Genomic DNA, 18764 nt, shown 5'->3' on the forward strand with positions numbered 1-18764 from the left:
GTTGCGAGAGCTGTCTTGAATTAAAATTGTCCAAAAAATTTGGCTCTTATAACCGAGTTAGCTCAGTTTTAACGTTAATATGAAAAACTCTTAGCTCTGTTGAAGGATTTTCCAGTTGAATATCTAGCTCATTCTGTATGTTCGATAAACAAATCAAAGCTGAGTCAAAATTTTCATCACACTGCTTCTCTTCATGCATACCATCGATTATTTCCTCTAATTCTTCCACATCATCCATTTCTTGCGGCGCACTTTTTAATATCGCTTTTATTTGGTTTAAATTTTGACGAATTTTCTCCTGATATCCAGCAATTCTCTCTTGATATATATCAATTATTTTTTGAAATGCGTTGCCTCTAAATGGATGTTCTTTTTTCTCTTTTATGTAAGAACTTTGAAAATCTTTACAGTTAAGGATTGCTTCTCTATGTTTTTTTATGTCATTAATTGCACTGACTATCGACTTATCTATTTTCTTCAAATTTTCTTCCCGTCCTTCTCTTTTAATTATACTTTTGGATTCATTTTTCATTTGGTTCATTTTGTCATACAGGTTTCTGCATTCTTTGTAAGATACCATTGGTTGTAATATTCCTTCTTCTACACCTTTATTGTAAAAATTCTTCAACTCATCACTTGATAGTATTGTTATAGCATCTTCCCTTTTACCTTGTGATTTAGGATACTTTTTATTCAATGAACTAACATGATTTAACAAGAAATCTTTAACTAGCCCTTCTCTTTTTACTTCGGATAATTTTTCTAGTGTTTCTATATATTTCAGAACTTCCGCAAAGAGCTGTCCACCAGATGGAGCAAATCCTTGAAGTGGTTTACTCTGAGCTTTATAAAAATCGGTTTGTAAAAAATCTTCAGCTTGTTTTTTTATTACTGAAAGTTCATTGAAGGCTTTTTCTGGATTGATTTTTCTCAAAATACCAACAGTTTTTCTAATCGCTTTTTCTCTCTTTTTATTATCTTGCTTTTCATTTAATATCAGATGTTCAGTTTTGGTAAAAGCATTACCTTGATCACTCTTTGCAATGTTACAAACGATGTTTTTTACAACTTTTTCAGTTGCTGCATAATCTATTTCTTTTGCAAAGCAGTCAACAAATGATTGCCAAACTTTTTTATTAACAAGCTTACTTGTCTTATTTTCAAAATCTTCTCTACTTTTGAATCCTAAAATAGTATAGAGATTTTTTTCAACTATTGGTTCGGCATGTTGTTTTGCCACTTTACCTTTTATATTGAATGGAAATTTACTAATCTTAGTTGTACCCACAATGTTACCTCAATATTAACGCTATCTATAAAAGTATAAAGATTTAAGATTTAATATTTAATTTTTAATTAATACTAGCACAGCTAACTACGGGGGCATTATGCTAGCATCAATAGCAAGCGTCAATTAACACTTTAACTTCTAACTTGTCATCAGTAATATTGTTTATATAAAAACTATAATTTTTTATGCCTGAGCTTGGGAATATATTGCTATTGGTAGCCTGCTTATTGTCTTTGACATATTTGTTTTTACCACTTAGTTCTTGTCGGTTTATTACCACTGCCATATTTTTTTGTGTATCAACATCAATGGCTATTTTGATCTACTGCCACATTACAAATGATTTCTCACTCGAAAACGTATATTACCACTCACACACAACAAAACCTTTGATCTATAAGATTTGTGGAGTTTGGGGAAATAAAGAAGGGTCTATGTTGCTTTGGACATTAGTGCTTACCTTTTACCTATTTCTGATGGGTATTTTTACTGATAACGACAGTAAATTGAAGAAAGTATCCTTGATCACCCAAGGCTTGATTTGCTTTTGTTTTTTACTGTTCACTTTACTTGAATCCAGCCCCTTCACTAAAATGCCAAGCGTTGAAAAAGATGGATTGGGTTTTAATCCGATATTGCAAGATATAGGCCTTGCTATTCATCCACCGATATTATATTTGGGGTACCTTGGATTTAGCGTTCCTTTTTCGCTCTCTATAGCTGGATTAATTGCAAATACTGAAGGAAATGTTTGGGCTAAAATTGTCAGGCCTTGGGTACTTATTTCTTGGTCGCTGCTCACTTTGGGCATCAGCTTGGGTAGCTGGTGGGCATATCGCGAACTTGGGTGGGGTGGATTTTGGTTTTGGGATCCAGTGGAAAACGTTTCTTTGATACCGTGGCTAATTGCAGTGGCGCTGACACATTTGTTGCTCGTTGTACGAAATTTCAATACTTTAAGGAATTTCGCTATTTTACTTACGCTTACAACTTTTATATTGAGTGTAACTGGAACATTTCTAGTCCGCTCAGGAATACTCACCTCAGTGCACACGTTTGCAGATGACTCAAGGTATGGACTGTATATATTAGCTCTACTTGGTGTAATTACAGTCAGTAGCTTAGTAATATTTGTAGTGTTTACGAGAAAAAATCGCACATCTTTCCAGTGCTCGACATTGGAATCCAGAAAGAAATCTGCTACTCAAGTGACAGAGGGTAGAAGATTCTTTTCACGCCTTACGATGATGCTGATGAACAATTTATTATTTATTACTGCCTTTTTCATCGTGTTCGTTGGCACTTTATACCCTACAGTGCTTGAGTATTTAACCGGTGAATTAATTTCAGTTGGAGCACCATATTACAATTCTTTATTTAATCCTATTGCACTGGCTATTCTAGTGCTCACCATGATCGGGCAATACTGCCGTTGGCAGGGAAATAGTCTATTGCCAATATTTCGTGAATACAGATTTTCATTCTGTAGTGCTGCAGCTATTTTGCCGTTTATCTTTCACATGGAGCTAATAATTGTGCTATCAATTACTATCTCCATAGCATTATTAATCTTTGTTTTAGAAGCATATAGTAAAAGAATTTGTTTATTTAAGGTAGCATTTGGTGAATCAATTTTATTAGTAAGAAAAGTTTCTAAATCCTACTATGCAATGATGGCAGCTCATGCTGGAGTGGCAATTTTAGTGCTTGGTATAGCTTATTCAGTTGGTTGGCAGGAGAAAAAAGAAAATTACTTAAAAACAGGGGATAGCATAACAGTCAATAAATTTAAAGTTACTTTACGAAATATTGAGCTAATAAAAGAAAAAAATTTCCATGCAGTGAGAGGTACAATGGACATTAGGAATTTGCTGAATAATAAGATATTGGGTGAGATAACCCCTGAATATAGATTTTACCTTGTGGAAGGTCAGAAAAATGTTGAAAGCAGTATCTACCACAATTTATTTTCTGATATTTATGTTGTAATTGGAGAGATTGATAAGAGTAAGAGCAAAATCGCAGCTAAAGTGCACTATAAACCTGGAATGTCTATAATCTGGCTTGGATCCTTTCTCATCGCTTTTGGTTCGCTCCTTGCTGCTTTTCCTTTATTGAGAAGATTTTAATAGGACTCCTTTATACTATAACGAAAAAACTTCCTTGACAAACTCCGCCAGCGCCCTTATCATGGTATTGAAGGTATTCAGTTATCTTCATCTGTGCAGATTAAACAGCAAGAAAACAACGTAGTTGGCGTCTTATTTTTAATTTTTTGCACTATGTGCACCTTATGTCTTCACAATATTTCTAGGTTTTTACCTACACAAGCTGAAACGCGCTTATAAGTCGTTTAAGACAGTATAGTACGCCAATTTGCAGGATTAGAGAGTGACAACTAGCTAACGCGGGGTTTCTTTTGCCTTTTTTTCTGCTTAGTGAATTTCTTAAACATTTATAGCTTAAGTTAGTTGCACTTAAAAGCAGCTAAATTGCAGTGTTTAAGACTTAAAAAACGCCAAATACTGAAAATAGACAATGACTAGGGCTTCTTTTGCCTTTTTTTTGTTTGGTAAATTCCTTAATATTTATAGCTAAACGACAACCGTCATCCCGCTACGTGTTAGCGGGATCTCTTGTTATACCAATTCCTAAAAATAAATAGAGGAATAAAGAAAAATTTCTAAAATAGAATAATTTAAGAATTAGTGGGGAGTTATGGCAGGAAAAAGTAAAGCAATAGGAGAAGAATTATATAATAAGTGTAACCTGGAATTAAAGAAGCACGGCATAAGAGGAGAGATAGGAAGAAGATTACAGGCAATAATATCTGCAAAAGAATATGGAATAACAAAAGTTGCTCAAATATACCGAATTACTAGAACTACATTGATGAAGTGGATTACAAGATTTAAGGAAGGAGGAGTCAATGCGTTTAAAATACAACCAGGACGTGGAGTAAAGCCGAAGTTGAGCTACAAGCAGCAAGAAGAAATTAAAAATGTCATAGCAGAAGAAGGAGCCAACCTAACGGCTAAGAAATTAAAAATCATAATTGAGAAAATGTTTTCTATTGAGGTAAGTAAGTCTACAGCACATAGACTGATGCAAAAGTTAGGTTTTTCGTATATTACTCCAAGGCCTGTGCACAATAAACAGGATAAAAATAAACAAGAAGAGTTTAAAAAAAAATCTTAATGAAACTATTGTCACGTATCCCGAAAAAGAGCTATTTTTCTTCGATGAGTCGCGGTTTGGCACACATTCAAAGATTGGACACGGGTGGTTTAAAAAAGGCATTAGGACACAGGTTAAGGTAAAATTAGGTAGGCAAAACTTTTATCTCTATAGTGCAGTTAATCCTAGAAATCGAGAGAGTTCTAGCTTATTCGTACCAAACGTCAATACTGATTGTATGAATATATTCCTTGAGCAGATGTCACAATATTTAGGAACAAGGGAGGCATTTCTTGTTGTGGATTGTGCAGGATGGCATAGATCCAAAGGTTTAAAAATACCACAAAATATTACCTTAATCTATTTACCTCCATATTCACCAGAGTTAAATCCAGTAGAGCGTTTATGGCAATATTTGAAAGACAATCTCATTAAAAATAGAATATATGACTCTGTTAGTTTATTGGAGGATACTGTATGTGCATTCATTCGTAATATTACGGAAAGTTCGATCAAAACCATTTGTTCTGTGAGTTATTTGCCTGCTTATTTATGAGATTTGGTATTAGACCAATTATTGCAGCAACATTACTATTTATAATAGGGAATAATGTAATTAAAGGTATTATGGTAGCAGCAACATTCACCACGAATGCCCGATTGAATTTTTCTCTTTCATTAGTTTTTGCAATAACATTTACTGTTTTGATAGTGTTTGAAATGCAGCGTCTACTTGATCTAGTAGGGCTAATAACTTTTCCACATCTATTTAGGATCCTTTTCTTTGGTGTTGCAGTTAGGTAAGTCGTAGGATATTCCGCATCAAGTTTGCACATATTTTCAAAGGCCTGCCGCTTGTTAATGCTATCTGCTTCATCAACACTAACCCACAATTTAGGCTTTTCACCGTTTTGCTCTTCAAATTTTCGATCATTCTCTTGCTGTAAAAGCAGATCATGTGTTACTATAATTGTTGTAGGTTCAGTGACTTTCAGCGCATCTTTAATTTCTTGCACAGTTTTAGGTGTTTTAACATCTACAGTAAATGCACCATCTATCATTTTCTTAGCCTGTTCAACTAAATTACCATGTAGGGTCGAGAACTGGCGCGCCTACTTTAGGGTTTGGTGGCTGATCCATTGTTTTCACAATAGGCCTCAATCCAAATTCCCATGTTAACGTTTCCAGCTCCCGCCTCGTCAAACGCAGCATGCGGTTTTCCCGCACTACGCTTTCCTAGCAGATTCTTTACCAAAGTTTATCACATATTGTACTGGTGATGCTTTCGGTTTGTAATACCTTATTCTGTAGTCTGAATATAGACCCAGCGTTTTGTATATCCATTCGCTACTCCACTTCTTCCACCCAAACCCTTTCTTTGCTTTCCTGGCTCGCATTAAGTTGCGTCTTACCTTCTTTTCCACCCAATGTTTTACGTAATTGAACTTTCGACCAGAGTTCCCTATCCTAAAGTAGTTTACCCACCCTCTCAATATCGGATTGATGTCATGTATCACTCTTTTTATCGGTTGCGATTTATAGCGCCGAAATATTTCCTTCAACTTGCGTAGCAGGTTTGTTCGTGCTTTCATCTGCGGTGTTTTCCTGACATTCCATTTTCCTTGTCTTGTGATATTCTCTTGAAAATCAAACCCTAGGAAGCTAAATGTTTCTCCTTTCTTTAGGTTGATGACTTTTGTCTTTTCTTCATTTACGCTCACTTCTAGTTTTGCTAATTCTTCTTCCAACCTTCTGTATACTGCTCTTTCTAGCCATTCCCGTTTCGGGTGTTCACTAATCAGTATCACTAAATCGTCTGCCCATCTGGCATATTCCATACGTTGGTACTTTCCTTCTTTGGTCACCTCTTTTGCTTTCTCCAACATTTTATCTACCTCATTTAGGTATATATTGCTTAGTAGTGGCGAAAGTGGTGATCCTTGTGCTATTCCTCGTTTTCCTCCTGTTTTGAGGATTAGCTTAATCATGCGCATGATTTCTTTGTCATTTATTCTTTTGGCAATCTTTTCCATCAGAATATGATGTCGCACATTGTCGAAGTAGGATTTCAGATCTACGTCAATTACTTTTGTATTGCCTTTGATTGCTGCTTCCGTTACTTTTTGTACTGCTTCATGCGCATTACGCTTAGGTCTATACCCGTATGATCCTTTTTGGAAGTCTGATTCGAATATCGGTTCAAGTATTAGCTTCAGTGCTGTTTGCACTATTCTATCCCGGATGCAGGGTATGTTCAACTTTCTGAATTTTCCTCCAGATTTTGGTATTTCCTTCCTCCGGTTCCTATTTGGGCTATAGGTCTTGGTTATTAGTTCGTGTCTTATTTGTTGAAGATACTTTTCTAAGCCTTCTGCCTCTATCGATTCGAATGTCATCCCATCTATTCCTGGTGCCCCATTACTCTTCTTTGTTAGCTTATATGCTTCCTCCAGTGTCTCCATCTTACAGACGTGAACATAGATTCCCCAGAATCGCCATTCCGGTTCTGCTTTCGCTTTGATATATATCTTTCTTCTCAGGTCTTGTAATTTTATTGGCATTTTTATCATTTTTACCTTTACCTTCCTTTTGTTAAAAGATTTCTACTAGCAGGGTGCCTTTGCTCCATGAGCGTTACCTCACTTCTTCACTACTACGCACCCATCTGCCACCCTCTCATCTTCAGTTCACTTCCTGTTTTCCAGTTATAGAACCTACCTCTCCAAGGTATTTCTCCTTGGGATGAGGAGGGCTTCTCCAGTTGCTTTGTATGTCCTCATTGCCATGCCGTTACTAACACCCCGCTGAAGTAGACCTATCGTTTCATTCGTTTTTCGTCTGGTCTATTCTGTCTTCGCCAGTACCAAGATGGCTCGACCTTCAGAATATTCCTTTCGAGGCAATCTGTGTATTCGCTTTCGCTACGGCCTGGTAATTCGCCATTATCCTACGATAATGTTGTCGGTAGGCTTCAACATTTTGGTTTCCCTCCATGCTGCTACCCAAGCTACAGGATTCCGACTTTTATCCTGGTAGGTCTATCTCCTACTGAACAATACTTGCCTTCTCTGGACGCACTTGGTACTGAAAAGAATAAAGATATCCTCATTCACTTCCTCAATGATATTCTGGGTTTTGCTGGCAAAAATGCAATACAGGATATAGAGTTTTTAAGTACTATTCAAGACCCTGATATCGCCGCTAAAAAGCAAAGTATTGTTGATGTTCTCTGTAGAGATTCTACAGGTGCTCAATACATTTGCGAGATGGTGCGACCTGAAAGTCTTCGGTCATATTGTTTAAAAGGAGAGGAATTCATTCAGAAAGAAACTGAAAGGATTCTAAAACTTATTAAACCAGATGTTTTGCCGTCTGAGTCTATGCATCAGTGCGAATCGGGCAACCGGTTGGTGCCAAGCGATGCGGACAATGAACCTCCTCTTGAAAAAGAAGATGCTCAATCGTGAGAGGGGCATAAACTGCAAGCATCATGTGGTTGGAGGGCTAGGCTTAGTGGTATGGTGAACGTAAGTGAAGCTTTATAAGTACCGATACGATGAAAGAGCTAAAGATGCTGATAAGCTCTGACCAAAAGGTAATGTGGATAAGTTACATTTTTCATTTCTAGATGTACGCAAATAACAATTCCACCGGTATAGAGAAGCCACCTAACCCACTGTTGTATGACTGGAGAAACAGGGTAAGCCTGTATTTTCGCCTACATGGCAAGCAAACCGCAAGGAATGCTGATGGAAGTGCAGGTAAAGGAGAATGGAGAAAGCGAATGCCATTTTGTAACGAAATGGATAGAATTTGTAACATTAATTCGCGTGAAAACGAGCAGACTTCCATTTGGTCCCTCGTGACAAGAAACTTTGTTAACCACTTAAGGGAGGAAAGCAGATGATTACAGATAAAGCTGTAAGTGCACCTACCGACAACTCCGAAGCATGGAAGCAATTGCCATGGAAGAAGTGCCAAAAAGTTGTTATAAGGCTACAAAGACGTATTGTTAAGGCTGTCCAAGAAGGAAGATGGGGTAAGGTAAAAGCTTTACAACATCTTCTCACACGCTCTTTTAGCGGAAAAGCTTTGGCTGTTAAGAGAGTAACTGAAAACCAAGGAAAAAACACAGCGGGTGTAGATCGTCAACTATGGTCAACTTGCAATGCTAAATTTCAAGGAATAAAGCAGTTAAAGCAAAGAGGATATAAACCTTCTCCGCTAAAACGGATTTATATCAGTAAATCTAATGGCAAAAGAAGACCTCTTGGAATACCAACGATAAAAGATAGAGCCATGCAAGCATTATATCTGTTTGCCCTGGAGCCAGTATCTGAAACGATCAGCGACCGTCACTCCTATGGCTTTAGACCTAAAAGATCCTGCGCGGATGCTATTGCTGCTTGTCACTTATTACTGGCAAGACGCAATCGACCACAATGGATACTAGAAGGTGATATCAAAGGGTGCTTTGACAACATTAACCATGAATGGCTTATGAAGCATATTCCTATGGAGAAGAAAATTCTGCATAGTTGGTTAAAGGCTGGTTTCCTAGAGTCAAAAACCTTGTATCCCACAACTGCTGGCACTCCGCAAGGAGGTATAATTTCTCCAATACTAGCTAACTTTACCTTAGATGGTCTTGAACAGTTATTAGAAAGTCGCTTTGGTAAATTAGGTAGCAAAAGAAGAGGAAAAATCAGAAGTGGAGTGAATGTAATTAGGTACGCAGATGACTTTATTATTTCAGGTTTCACACATGAAGTACTGGAAAATGAAGTTAAGCCTTTAGTATCATCTTTTCTTCATGAGCGAGGTTTAATTCTGTCAGAAGAGAAGACAAAGATTACATTTATTACAACAGGGTTTGACTTTCTTGGTTGTAATGTACGTAGATATAATAAGAAGTTAATTATTAAACCTTCGAAAGAAAGTATTAAAAGACTTCTGAATAAAGCACGTACATTGATAAAAGCAAATATAGCGAACACTCAGGCTATAGTAATTAAGTCACTCAACTCTCTACTGAGAGGATGGGGAATTTACTATCACCATGTGTGTGCTAAAAAAGCGTTTAGAAAAATCGACAATGAAATTTGGCATAGTTTATGGAAATGGGCAAAGAAAAGACATCCTCGTAAAGGATTACGTTGGATAAAGAATCGTTACTTCAAAGTAATGGGTCAACGACAATGGGTTTTTGCTGCACCCATATGCAAGAACAAACCAAAAGAGATACGGTATTTAAGACTGCTAAAGCTGATTGATATACCTATCAGACGACATGTTAAAATCAGAGCGGATGCAAATCCCCTTGACTTAAAATGGAAAAAGTATTTTGATGAGAGAGTAAAACGAACAAGAATGTTAGCAAGCTCCTTTTCAAGAGAAGGTTCTCTACTGTTAGTGTCACCACTAAAGTTGATGTATTCTGAGGATTTATGAAAGACAAGCCGGTTCGAGAAAAGAAGAACTTAGATAAGGGGCTCAAGCGTAGTGTGGGGAAACCTGCATGCTGCGTTTCTAAGGGAGGGAGTAGTAGTAATACTGCTTCCTTACCTGACCAGCTCGCTAAAACTAAAGGCTTTGAAAAACGCGCCCAATACTATGCAGCTAAAGCTTATTCAAGACAAGCTGATAAGGGCGATCAATACCATAACCTTAAGGAAATTATCTTCATTGCTATAGCAGATTGTGTACTGTTTCCTAATAAATCTGAGTACAAATCAAAGCATACTATTCGAGATGAAGACACTAATGAACACGATCTAAAAGATTTTTATTTTATATTTATTGAATTGCCAAAATTTCCGAAAACAAAAGAAGATCAGTTAGAAAATATAGTTGAAAAATGGATATACTTCTTTAAATATGCAGATGAGACTAGTGAAGAAGAGCTGGAAAAAATAATAGGTAGTGATGTAATAATTAAAAAGGCCTATGAAGAGCTAAATAGATTCAATTGGTCAAAGAAAGAATTTATTGCCTACGAACAGGAAATAAAACGTATTCTTGATGAACAGGCTGTACTCGCTCAAAAACTCGATGATGCTAAACAAGAAGGTAGACAAGAAGGCATCCAAATCGGTCATGAAAAAGGCAGAAAAGAGGGTGAAAAGCAAGCTAAAATAGCAGTTGCAAAGAATCTACTTAAAGCAGGGGTTTCTATTGATATTATAGCTCAAACTACTGGTCTTACAGTTAACGAAGTCAAAGACTTAAGCTCATTCTATCTTTGGGTGTATAGATGAACATCTTTATACTAGATGAAAACCCAGCAATTGCGGCTCAAATGTTATGTGATAAGCATATAGTAAAAATGCCATTAGAAACTGCTCAATTATTGAGTAATGTTTTTTCAACAGCATTGAAAGTGCCAAATCCTTTTGTCAGTATCATAAATCAGAATATAGAAGTCCCATATAAACTGACTCACAACAATCATCCTTGTTCTTTGTGGGCTAGGCAATCGAAAGGGAATTTTTGTTGGTTGATAGAGTACGGAAGAGAATTATGTAAAGAGTACACTTGGCGATACAAAAGAAAGCATAAATCAGAGGAAGTAATAAATTGGTGTGATAGTAATAAGGATTTACTCATTTTTCGATCAACTGATATGCAAGCTTTTATACAAGCACTGCCGGATCAGTATAAATGCAGCAGTTCTGTGGAAGCTTATAGGAGATATTATCTCAAGGAAAAGATGAGATTTGCTAAGTGGGAAAATGGCAGAGGAGCACCAGATTGGATAATAGGAAATCCTGCTACGTAATACCACAGCTAATACAGCTCATAAATAGAGAAGCCATCCAAATCGGACATGAAAAAAGCATCCTAATCGACGAAGAAAAAGGTGAAATGAAAGCTAAAATAGCAGTGGCAAAAAATTCACTTAAGGCCGTTGTCTCTATAGATGTTATAGCTGAAATCACCGGACTTTCCCTTGACGAAATCAAACAGACTTTCTGATCAATCAACATTAGTTAGAGAAACAGTAGGAGCAAGTAGCCACAAAAAATGCAAACACCTGCTCCTTCCTTCACTCAGGCTCTATCTGATCAATTCAGTAGAATTAGTTGTAATTGATACGTTATTTAAATTGGTTCTAGGACCAGATAGAGCTACAGCTTTATTAGTACTTACTGATGAAGGATCAACATTTGCTTTGTCCAGTAAAGGCATCATTTCTTTCTGCAACATTTGCTCGATTTTACCTTTAAAAGACATTGAGAATTTCTCCTTTTGCTCTAATGCTGAACAAGCTTTTTCTGCATATGAGTACAGCATACCTGAGATTTCATGATAGTTTCCCGCTATGACTTTCTTAAGTACACTTAATTGTACTTCTTGAAAATTAATTTTTAATTGTTGTACCGATATACCACAACGAAAAGCTGCTTGTTTTAGTTCTGCTTCAAACTTATCTACGATATTTAATGAATAGCCTTATGCCTCTTGTAAAGAAATCTGTTTATCTGCTGAAGAAGTATACATTTGTCTTTTACCTCTCTTGGCCAGCAACATATCAGCTAATAGTATTCTTCCATTTATATCAGATTGTGCTGAAATGCTTCTAATGTCTGGCACCACTTTAGTTTTATCGTCAATTCCTTTTACAAATTCTTTATTTACTAAAGGCGCTGATAACTAGAGTCTGCTTGTTGGAAACGCTTTGAAAAGATAATCGACTCATTATGTTTACAAACCAACCTCGGATCTGGAACAAAAGTGGTTTTAAATAAGGTTGATCGATAGAACGACGGCTACGGTTCCCATTCTCTACTTCCATCGAAGAGTTTGCTACTTGAATTGTTTTGTAGTTTCTTTCCTTTACCAAACAATACGTTCGAACTTTTCTATATAATAATTCTACTATACTATAAAGTCAGCTATATTAACCTACTTTTGCCACATTTAGATATGAACTAATTTGTTTGGCTTTGTTGCAACAATTTTGCGTTTTTATTTTCACAACGCTGCTTTTATTTAAATTGTTCTCACAAAGGTAGGTACTTTTTTGTGATTTTTGGAAAAGTAAATGAACAAATTTTTTGTGACGCTAAAGGGACTTGTGTTTTTATAAAAGTAATACTTTTTATGATAAAAAGAGCATACAAAATAATAGCCACAAATCCAAGTTTTTCACAAACTTTAAAACTCTTATCTCCTACAAGAAGGTCCTGCAATTGGTTCATTAGTTACATTGTTAAATACAGAGCTTGGCGCCTGCATATCTTGCAAAACAGTACTGTTATCAACTTCTATTACTACCTTCTCTACCATTTCTTCAACTATTTCATTAATAGTCAAAAAGTTTCTTATACCTACTTCTATCAATTCATCACTAACAGCGCCTTCTCTTACAACTCGTTCTTCATTAAACTTTATTTCTTCCATTATTGCACCTAGCACCTGCTCTGGAGAAAAGTGGTACTCCATAATACACTTCACAATCTTCCGTTTAATCTTTCTTTGATCTTTCAATATTGCTTCCCCTAATTTACTATCCATGTTGAAGTCAGATAACCTTTCCGTAAAAAGATCCTCCTCTTCCTCAATAAGTTCTGCTTTGTGTTTTGCTTGTCTTAATTCTTCTTCTGCTTTCTCTCGTCTTTCTTTCAATTGCTTAGATTCTTCTCTTTGCCATTGGAAAGCTGTTTCCTTGCTTTGAAATCTATTACTCAATAATTCCTCTAAGCGTTTTAACATGAATACTATTACATTTCCTATTTCTTCTTTAGTCGGTACTTTACCTACCTTCGATTCCTTATAGGATCTCTTTACCTCTTCATTTAATTCATTATCATCATTCTTAACATAGGAATTTACCATAGCTCTTGTATGAAATAGTAATTCTCTGTAGGATAACTTATCCTCCTTTATGTTATCTTTATAAGATAATTGATTTTTCTTCTCTATTCTCTCTTCATGCGATGATTCACCCTCTACCTCTTCTTTGCTTTTTTCTTTCAAAACTTCCTTGCTATCTTTACTTTCTTTCAGTATGGAACTTATCTTATCAAGAGCATCTGAGTCGAAACGATAACCATGAAAACTATAGCAATTCTTTTTGTCCTTAAGTAGTTTAGTAGCAAACTTATAGTATGCTTCCATCAAAGTAAAATAGTCTAACATAGGTAGTACAAAATTCTCATCTGGATTCACGCCATAAGATTGCCCTACTAGCATTTCATATTGTTCCTTGCTCTCTTTTAACAACTTTTCTACTGCTTCCTTTATTACCTCAAGCAACTCAGATTTTTCACAACGAGCATTCAAAGACTCTAAGTAATCTACCCAACGTTTATAATATTCCTCCACATACCCATTATAAGCACTATCAAAGTCCTTCCATCTTACTTCTATAACGTTGCTTAAAGACTCAATTTCTTTATATGTTATGTTCTTTATTGCCAACAACTTTTCACAAAGGAATTCAACAGATGCCTTTGCATCTTTTAAGTACCTATTTCTTGCCCTCATCAAAAATTCTTCTTCCTGATCAGCCAAGAAACTCAACTCAAACAAAGCAGAATTTCCATCTATGGACGACACCTTTACTACTCTAGATATATCTTTTTCATCACTACTTAATGTGCTTAATGGTATGCGGTTATACATTCTATACAATAAGTAACAGTCTTTATTGAGAATAAACGTCTCATCCTGCATGATGTATGAATGTATATTCCTCAGAGCTTTTGTAGTCTGGTTAATTATTTTTTGCATTCCTTCATCTTTAACTTTTCCCTTGTCTGAATGGTACTTTAATGATAACGTCTTAAATTGTTTAATAAGACTTTCAAAATATTTGTTATGTTCCTCTTCACTCTTTGTTTTTTTTCTCACTCCACCCAAGCTTTTATCAAGATAAAATGGCATCCACTTTTTTTGCAATAAATCAAGTGCCTGACTTAAACTCACTTCTTTATTATCAACTCTATATATGGTCCTGACTAATTTATCAATCCTACTTGCCTCTTCTAACCTATTTTCTTCCCTATATGCTTCCTGTGCAGTTTCAGGTACTTTTTCATCACTAGAAATAAGATTGTTGCTTGTAGTAATTTTTTACATGAACCTATTATATCAAACCCTAATACCATTTTCCCTCCAAGTTTATGATAACTATAAAGATAACTTAGCCTTGCAACGTAAAGTTGATGCAACGCAACGTTAGTAAATAAGGAATAGGTTAAGCGTGAAGCAATCGAGTAATCATTGTAGTTCACTGCTCTATTTATTTGTTCTTCAGTGATCGTAATATCCTCTATCTTTTTACCCCATGGCCACCACCAATACTGCGGCATTCTCTCTAGTGCTTTCAGCAATTTAACACAATCCTCTTGGCTTACCACCCCAGCCTTTCTTTTTGTCATTTGATAGTCAACGGCAAGTGTAGTTATAATCCCTAGTACTATTAGGCTAGAAGTTACTACTGCAGCAAGATATACCCTGCGTGTTGATACAAATGAAACAAGCCCAGCAGAAAAAGCAACTATAGGAGTGAAAAAAGCTCCAACTCTTATATAGTCTGTGCGATAATCCCTTATCCTATATAACTCATCAAGTAAAATTGGACCAAACTCCCATCCAAATAACCGATACTTTCTACGACTAGATAAGAACTCAACAACATTTTTTTGCCACTCAGGCAAACTGGATGCATGTTTCATCAATTTCTCCCCATTCCTATATTTGCACCATCCGAAACAATGAAGCTCTATCAAACCCACGTCCATATTTAATCTGAAGTTCTTTTGCAAGTTGGGAGATGATTCGTTTGCCATAGTCTGCACGTTTGTACTTTAAGATATCTTGACCAATTCTGAAGCCAATTTCCCAATTTAACAATACTAGAGTAGAATTGAAATGTGTAGCAAGATGATTCTTTGCTCTATCTATTAAATTACTAATATCCCCTAATAAGCTAGTAGTGATATCCATCAACGCTATTTTCAATAAAGAACCATTATAGCACAAAAACTAACTTTCCTAGATTTTAATATGTATGCAAGAGGTTACTTTCACCCCGAAAAAACATTACTACTTCCTCTTATTACCTTAAATCCACAGGAAAATCTCGCTTGAGTGAGGCTATATCTACACACTACGTTTTCTTTATTTTGCTTATAACTTCCACAAGCAGTGCAAACATAAATGAAGAATACAAATATCCTTTTGGTAATTCTATATGAAATCCATGAAGTATGAGGTACACACCGACAAGTAAAATAAATAAGATAGCAATTACTTTTAAACCTGGATTAGATTTGATTAACTGGGCGGTATAACTTGATAAAAACAGCATTGCTAGCATGGAAAATGTAAATGCTGTAGCAATTATTACCATGTTATAAGTTAATGCTATAGCAGTTAATATCGAATCAACTGAAAAAACTAAATCTATTAATATAATTTGTAGCACAACTAAAAAAAATTTTGATTTAACGTTTGCTTTCTTTTTATTTTTCTTACATACAAAGATGTCATCCCATAACTCCATAGAGCTTTTAACAATAAGGAATAATCCCCCTGCAATCATAAGTAAATCCCTTGCTGAAATATTTAGCGATGCAGTGTGAAATATAGGTTTTTGCATTGACAATATAGATGATGTAAAAAATAGTATTACAAAACGCATTAATAGCGCTAATCCAAGGCCCATAAGGCGCACTCTTTCTCTCAGCACATTTTGTACCTTATCTATTGCTAGAGAAATAAAGATTAAATTGTCTACACTAAGTATAGTTTCAAGTAGTGTAAGTGTCAGTAAAGTCCAAGCATCAGCTAGCATTTTTGTCCCAAATTCGGCTCTTCTTACTCTACAATAGATGTGTAAAAATTAAGTGACTTCACTCAGAAGTTTTATAGCAGCTCTCCAGAAAAACAGGATAACTGCTAATATAAAGTTCAGCAGCTTCTTCTATTTTCGTTTTTGAGTAAAATCAATAATAAGAGAGTTTCTTATTTTCATGCACGCAAATAAGATAAAGCCTTATTTTCATTTTTGACTTTATTTGAAAATAATATATACTATAAAAATAGTGTACTAGGTTGAATGAATGTATATTAAAGGATCACCATCAGGCAAAGTATTCGCTGGTTATCAGGCATTTATACCTAACCCCTTGCCACCAAAATTTGAATGGGACAATTATTTAGTTAATAGTCTTTCCAGAGCAGATCATATTTTGGGTATGTTATCCAGGGAAGGAGCTAAATTGCCTAACCCTCATCTTCTCATACGACCCTTTATAGCACGTGAAGCAGTTCTTTCAAGTAGAATCGAGGGAACTCAAGCAACTCTTGGTGAAATTTTGGCTCAAGAAGCAGGTGCTAATGTAGATCGCAATCCCGATGATTTACAAGAAGTACGCAATTATATATCAGCGCTCGATTATGGACTAAAACGTTTACAATCTTTTCCACTGTCGCTTCAGTTGGTTAAAGAAATTCACGGAAAACTTATGCAAGGTGTAAGAGGTTCTCACGCAACTCCAGGAGAATTTCGCCGAGTGCAAAATTGGATTGGAAGCCCAGGATGTACAATAGACACAGCAAAATATGTGCCACCAATGCCAGGTGAATTGATGGGTTGCTTGGACTCTTTTGAAAAGTTTCTACATGATAGAACATTACCCCCACTTATACATATAGCTCTATGTCATTATCAATTTGAAGCGATTCACCCATTCTTGGACGGCAATGGACGTATTGGACGTTTATTAATAACATTACTTCTGATCGAAAGAAAATTATTACCATTACCTCTGTTATACTTAAGTGCATTTTTTGAAGCTACAAAAAGTGAGTATTATGACCAACTTTACAATATAAGCAACAGAGGCACGTGGCATGATTGGTTCTCTTATTTCTTAAATGGTGTAGTACTGCAATCATTGGATGCATTGTCAAGAGCAGAACGAATTAACATTTTGATTGCAAATTGGCAAACTGAAGTTAGTTCTAAAACTGAGGGAGTTGCGAGTGGTATTGTAAGGTATCTCGCTGTAAACCCTTACTTTACTATAAGGAAAGTGGTTGAAAACTTAGGTGTCGTATTTACAACAGCCCAAAGAGCAATCGTAAAGCTTGAAGATTTAGGCATCGTTTCACAAACTTCTCAAGGAAAGAGAGATCGGGTTTATTGTGCAACTGATATTTTGAATATTCTAGAAGAACCAACTAAGATTACAGAGAACTTCGATAGCACATTGTAGCTATTGTGATGAATAAATTCAGCAAACAGCAAGCTTAAAGAGTCTGATCCAATGGACATGCTGAACAAAAAGTAAGGAGCTCCTTTTGGAGAATTATATTAACTTATTAATTAATTGCTTGACTTTTAGCAGGATTTATTATATTATTTATTAATGAGTAATGCAATCAAATCAAGGAGGATAGCATGACTGGTGACGATAACAGAAAAACTTTACAATCGATAATTGCTAGCGAAAATCACAGTATAAATAGAGTTGGAAAGTTAAAAGATTTCCTTAAACAAAACAAAGAAATAACTATTAATAAAGACACATTTGCATATGCTTTACGATACCAAAAAACTACAAAGGAAGCAATAGTACACGAAATTCTGCTTCATTTTATACAAAATCCTGGCGAGCAATCACTAGAACAAGTGATACAATGCTTAGATAGAGCAATAAAACCTAGGATATATGCAAAAAACAACCCAATAAGAAATCTAGATGAGGAACTTCGTACTCATATAAACTTTAAAGATGAAAAGGGAAATACATTACTACATCATGCAGTTATAGGTAAGAAAACTGAAGAAATAATCACCCTTCTTGTTACATATAGTGCAAATCCTTTGATACAAAACGCGGATAATAAAATTCCTTTAGATTTAGCTCAAGGAGAAACAAAAAAAGTGCTTATTAAAAGTATGAAAGAACAAGCTAATACGAAAAAAGAAAGCGCTATGATAGGCAGTTTGGTGCCTGGCGTAATAATTGGTGGTTTTCTTGGTGTTGTACTTGGAGCTGGTGTGTGTGTTGCAGTAAGTCTTTCTGGTGGTATGATACTAGGTGTAATGATAGCACCTGTTCTTGTTGCTAGTATAGCTGTTGGGCTGGCCATGTATTTTTTGAGTCAAGACTATGAACAGGCTAAAGCGATAGAAAAAACTATTAGCACTGTTAGCTCTGAAATATCTGTTGATGGTGCAACTCCCGCAAATGATAAAGAAGGGCCACAACCTACGTATAGCTGACCCAAGCAACACGTCATACCGCGATTCATTCTACAACTGTACGAACATTGTCTA

General features: G+C 35.7%; 16 protein-coding genes and 1 pseudogene. 9 read left to right on the forward strand and 8 right to left on the reverse strand.

Annotated features, from left to right (window positions below; translation table 11 throughout):
• Nucleotides 1-46: 46 nt before the first annotated feature.
• Nucleotides 47-1288 (reverse strand): hypothetical protein, encoded by a 1242-nt coding sequence (locus WKH12_RS00880; RefSeq protein ID WP_434732410.1) that lies wholly within the window; start codon nucleotides 1286-1288, stop codon nucleotides 47-49.
• 188 nt (nucleotides 1289-1476) lie between these two features.
• On the opposite strand from WKH12_RS00880, the gene WKH12_RS00885 reads away from it, so the two are divergent.
• Complete coding sequence (locus WKH12_RS00885) at nucleotides 1477-3420, forward strand: heme lyase CcmF/NrfE family subunit (protein ID WP_434732411.1); 1944 nt, start codon at nucleotides 1477-1479, stop codon at nucleotides 3418-3420.
• 589 nt (nucleotides 3421-4009) lie between these two features.
• Nucleotides 4010-5024 (forward strand): IS630 family transposase gene (locus WKH12_RS00890; RefSeq protein WP_434732061.1). Its coding sequence is split into 2 segments (ribosomal slippage): nucleotides 4010-4474 and nucleotides 4476-5024, totalling 1014 coding nucleotides; the frame shifts between segments, so codons are not numbered across the junction.
• Here WKH12_RS00890 and WKH12_RS00895 read toward each other — a convergent pair.
• Nucleotides 4981-5529 carry a hypothetical protein gene (locus WKH12_RS00895; protein ID WP_434732412.1) on the reverse strand — a complete coding sequence of 183 codons (549 nt, stop codon included), beginning with the start codon at nucleotides 5527-5529 and terminating at the stop codon, nucleotides 4981-4983. The genes WKH12_RS00890 and WKH12_RS00895 overlap by 44 nt on opposite strands.
• A 165-nt stretch (nucleotides 5530-5694) precedes the next feature.
• Complete coding sequence (ltrA, locus tag WKH12_RS00900; protein WP_434732173.1) at nucleotides 5695-7038, reverse strand: group II intron reverse transcriptase/maturase; 1344 nt, start codon at nucleotides 7036-7038, stop codon at nucleotides 5695-5697.
• Between the two features lie 456 nt (nucleotides 7039-7494).
• On the opposite strand from ltrA (WKH12_RS00900), the pseudogene WKH12_RS00905 reads away from it, so the two are divergent.
• The 5 genes and pseudogenes from WKH12_RS00905 to WKH12_RS00925 all read left to right on the forward strand — a co-directional run.
• Nucleotides 7495-7737 (forward strand): annotated as a pseudogene (locus tag WKH12_RS00905) (PD-(D/E)XK nuclease family transposase); the annotation flags it as partial.
• 634 nt (nucleotides 7738-8371) lie between these two features.
• Nucleotides 8372-9919: a group II intron reverse transcriptase/maturase gene (gene ltrA / locus WKH12_RS00910; RefSeq protein WP_434732347.1), complete on the forward strand. Its 1548-nt coding sequence runs from the start codon at nucleotides 8372-8374 to the stop codon at nucleotides 9917-9919.
• The gene (locus WKH12_RS00915) at nucleotides 9916-10725 is read left to right on the forward strand and encodes an Rpn family recombination-promoting nuclease/putative transposase (RefSeq protein ID WP_434732413.1); all 810 of its coding nucleotides are present in this window, start codon (nucleotides 9916-9918) and stop codon (nucleotides 10723-10725) included. The genes ltrA (WKH12_RS00910) and WKH12_RS00915 overlap by 4 nt, the downstream gene beginning before the upstream one ends.
• Nucleotides 10722-11246, forward strand: a complete 525-nt coding sequence (locus tag WKH12_RS00920) for a pyrimidine dimer DNA glycosylase/endonuclease V (protein ID WP_253309106.1) — start codon at nucleotides 10722-10724, stop codon at nucleotides 11244-11246. Before WKH12_RS00915 ends, WKH12_RS00920 begins: the two co-directional genes overlap by 4 nt.
• Nucleotides 11219-11443, forward strand: coding sequence for a hypothetical protein (locus WKH12_RS00925; RefSeq protein ID WP_434732414.1), 225 nt, complete (start codon nucleotides 11219-11221; stop codon nucleotides 11441-11443). Before WKH12_RS00920 ends, WKH12_RS00925 begins: the two co-directional genes overlap by 28 nt.
• 81 nt (nucleotides 11444-11524) lie before the next feature.
• Here WKH12_RS00925 and WKH12_RS00930 read toward each other — a convergent pair whose 3' ends face one another.
• From WKH12_RS00930 to WKH12_RS00950, 5 genes are all read right to left on the reverse strand, one after another.
• A complete protein-coding gene (locus tag WKH12_RS00930) occupies nucleotides 11525-11905 on the reverse strand; it encodes a hypothetical protein (RefSeq protein WP_434732675.1) in 381 nt (126 codons plus the stop codon).
• Nucleotides 11906-12634: 729 nt separating this feature from the next.
• The gene (locus WKH12_RS00935; protein WP_434732415.1) at nucleotides 12635-14398 is read right to left on the reverse strand and encodes a hypothetical protein; all 1764 of its coding nucleotides are present in this window, start codon (nucleotides 14396-14398) and stop codon (nucleotides 12635-12637) included.
• Between the two features lie 59 nt (nucleotides 14399-14457).
• On the reverse strand, nucleotides 14458-15150 hold the full coding sequence (locus tag WKH12_RS00940) for a hypothetical protein (protein WP_434732416.1): 693 nt from the start codon (nucleotides 15148-15150) through the stop codon (nucleotides 14458-14460).
• Nucleotides 15151-15166: 16 nt separating this feature from the next.
• Nucleotides 15167-15421, reverse strand: coding sequence for a DUF1016 N-terminal domain-containing protein (locus WKH12_RS00945; protein WP_434732417.1), 255 nt, complete (start codon nucleotides 15419-15421; stop codon nucleotides 15167-15169).
• A 163-nt stretch (nucleotides 15422-15584) separates the two neighbouring features.
• Nucleotides 15585-16271 (reverse strand): TerC family protein, encoded by a 687-nt coding sequence (locus WKH12_RS00950; RefSeq protein ID WP_434732418.1) that lies wholly within the window; start codon nucleotides 16269-16271, stop codon nucleotides 15585-15587.
• 268 nt (nucleotides 16272-16539) lie between these two features.
• Between WKH12_RS00950 and WKH12_RS00955 the strand changes: the two genes are divergently transcribed.
• Together WKH12_RS00955 and WKH12_RS00960 are read left to right on the forward strand one after the other, a co-directional pair.
• Entirely contained in the window at nucleotides 16540-17697 is a 1158-nt protein-coding gene (locus tag WKH12_RS00955; protein ID WP_264732317.1) for a Fic family protein, read from the forward strand.
• A 185-nt stretch (nucleotides 17698-17882) separates the two neighbouring features.
• Complete coding sequence (locus tag WKH12_RS00960) at nucleotides 17883-18710, forward strand: ankyrin repeat domain-containing protein (protein ID WP_341822468.1); 828 nt, start codon at nucleotides 17883-17885, stop codon at nucleotides 18708-18710.
• Nucleotides 18711-18764: the final 54 nt, after the last annotated feature.

It is taken from the genome of Wolbachia endosymbiont of Zygogramma bicolorata, assembly GCF_051130665.1.
In the GTDB taxonomy this organism is placed as follows: domain Bacteria; phylum Pseudomonadota; class Alphaproteobacteria; order Rickettsiales; family Anaplasmataceae; genus Wolbachia.

Excerpts from the sequence above, each read along its gene's own strand:
- WKH12_RS00960 (WP_341822468.1), top strand. The coding sequence starts at position 17,883 with ATGACTGGTGACGATAACAGAAAAACTTTACAATCGATAATTGCTAGC.
- WKH12_RS00950 (WP_434732418.1), bottom strand. The coding sequence starts at position 16,271 with ATGCTAGCTGATGCTTGGACTTTACTGACACTTACACTACTTGAAACT.
- WKH12_RS00955 (WP_264732317.1), top strand. The coding sequence starts at position 16,540 with ATGTATATTAAAGGATCACCATCAGGCAAAGTATTCGCTGGTTATCAG.
- WKH12_RS00945 (WP_434732417.1), bottom strand. The coding sequence starts at position 15,421 with ATGGATATCACTACTAGCTTATTAGGGGATATTAGTAATTTAATAGAT.
- WKH12_RS00885 (WP_434732411.1), top strand. The coding sequence starts at position 1,477 with ATGCCTGAGCTTGGGAATATATTGCTATTGGTAGCCTGCTTATTGTCT.
- WKH12_RS00915 (WP_434732413.1), top strand. The coding sequence starts at position 9,916 with ATGAAAGACAAGCCGGTTCGAGAAAAGAAGAACTTAGATAAGGGGCTC.
- WKH12_RS00940 (WP_434732416.1), bottom strand. The coding sequence starts at position 15,150 with ATGAAACATGCATCCAGTTTGCCTGAGTGGCAAAAAAATGTTGTTGAG.
- WKH12_RS00920 (WP_253309106.1), top strand. The coding sequence starts at position 10,722 with ATGAACATCTTTATACTAGATGAAAACCCAGCAATTGCGGCTCAAATG.
- WKH12_RS00895 (WP_434732412.1), bottom strand. The coding sequence starts at position 5,529 with ATGATAGATGGTGCATTTACTGTAGATGTTAAAACACCTAAAACTGTG.
- ltrA (WP_434732173.1), bottom strand. The coding sequence starts at position 7,038 with ATGATAAAAATGCCAATAAAATTACAAGACCTGAGAAGAAAGATATAT.
- ltrA (WP_434732347.1), top strand. The coding sequence starts at position 8,372 with ATGATTACAGATAAAGCTGTAAGTGCACCTACCGACAACTCCGAAGCA.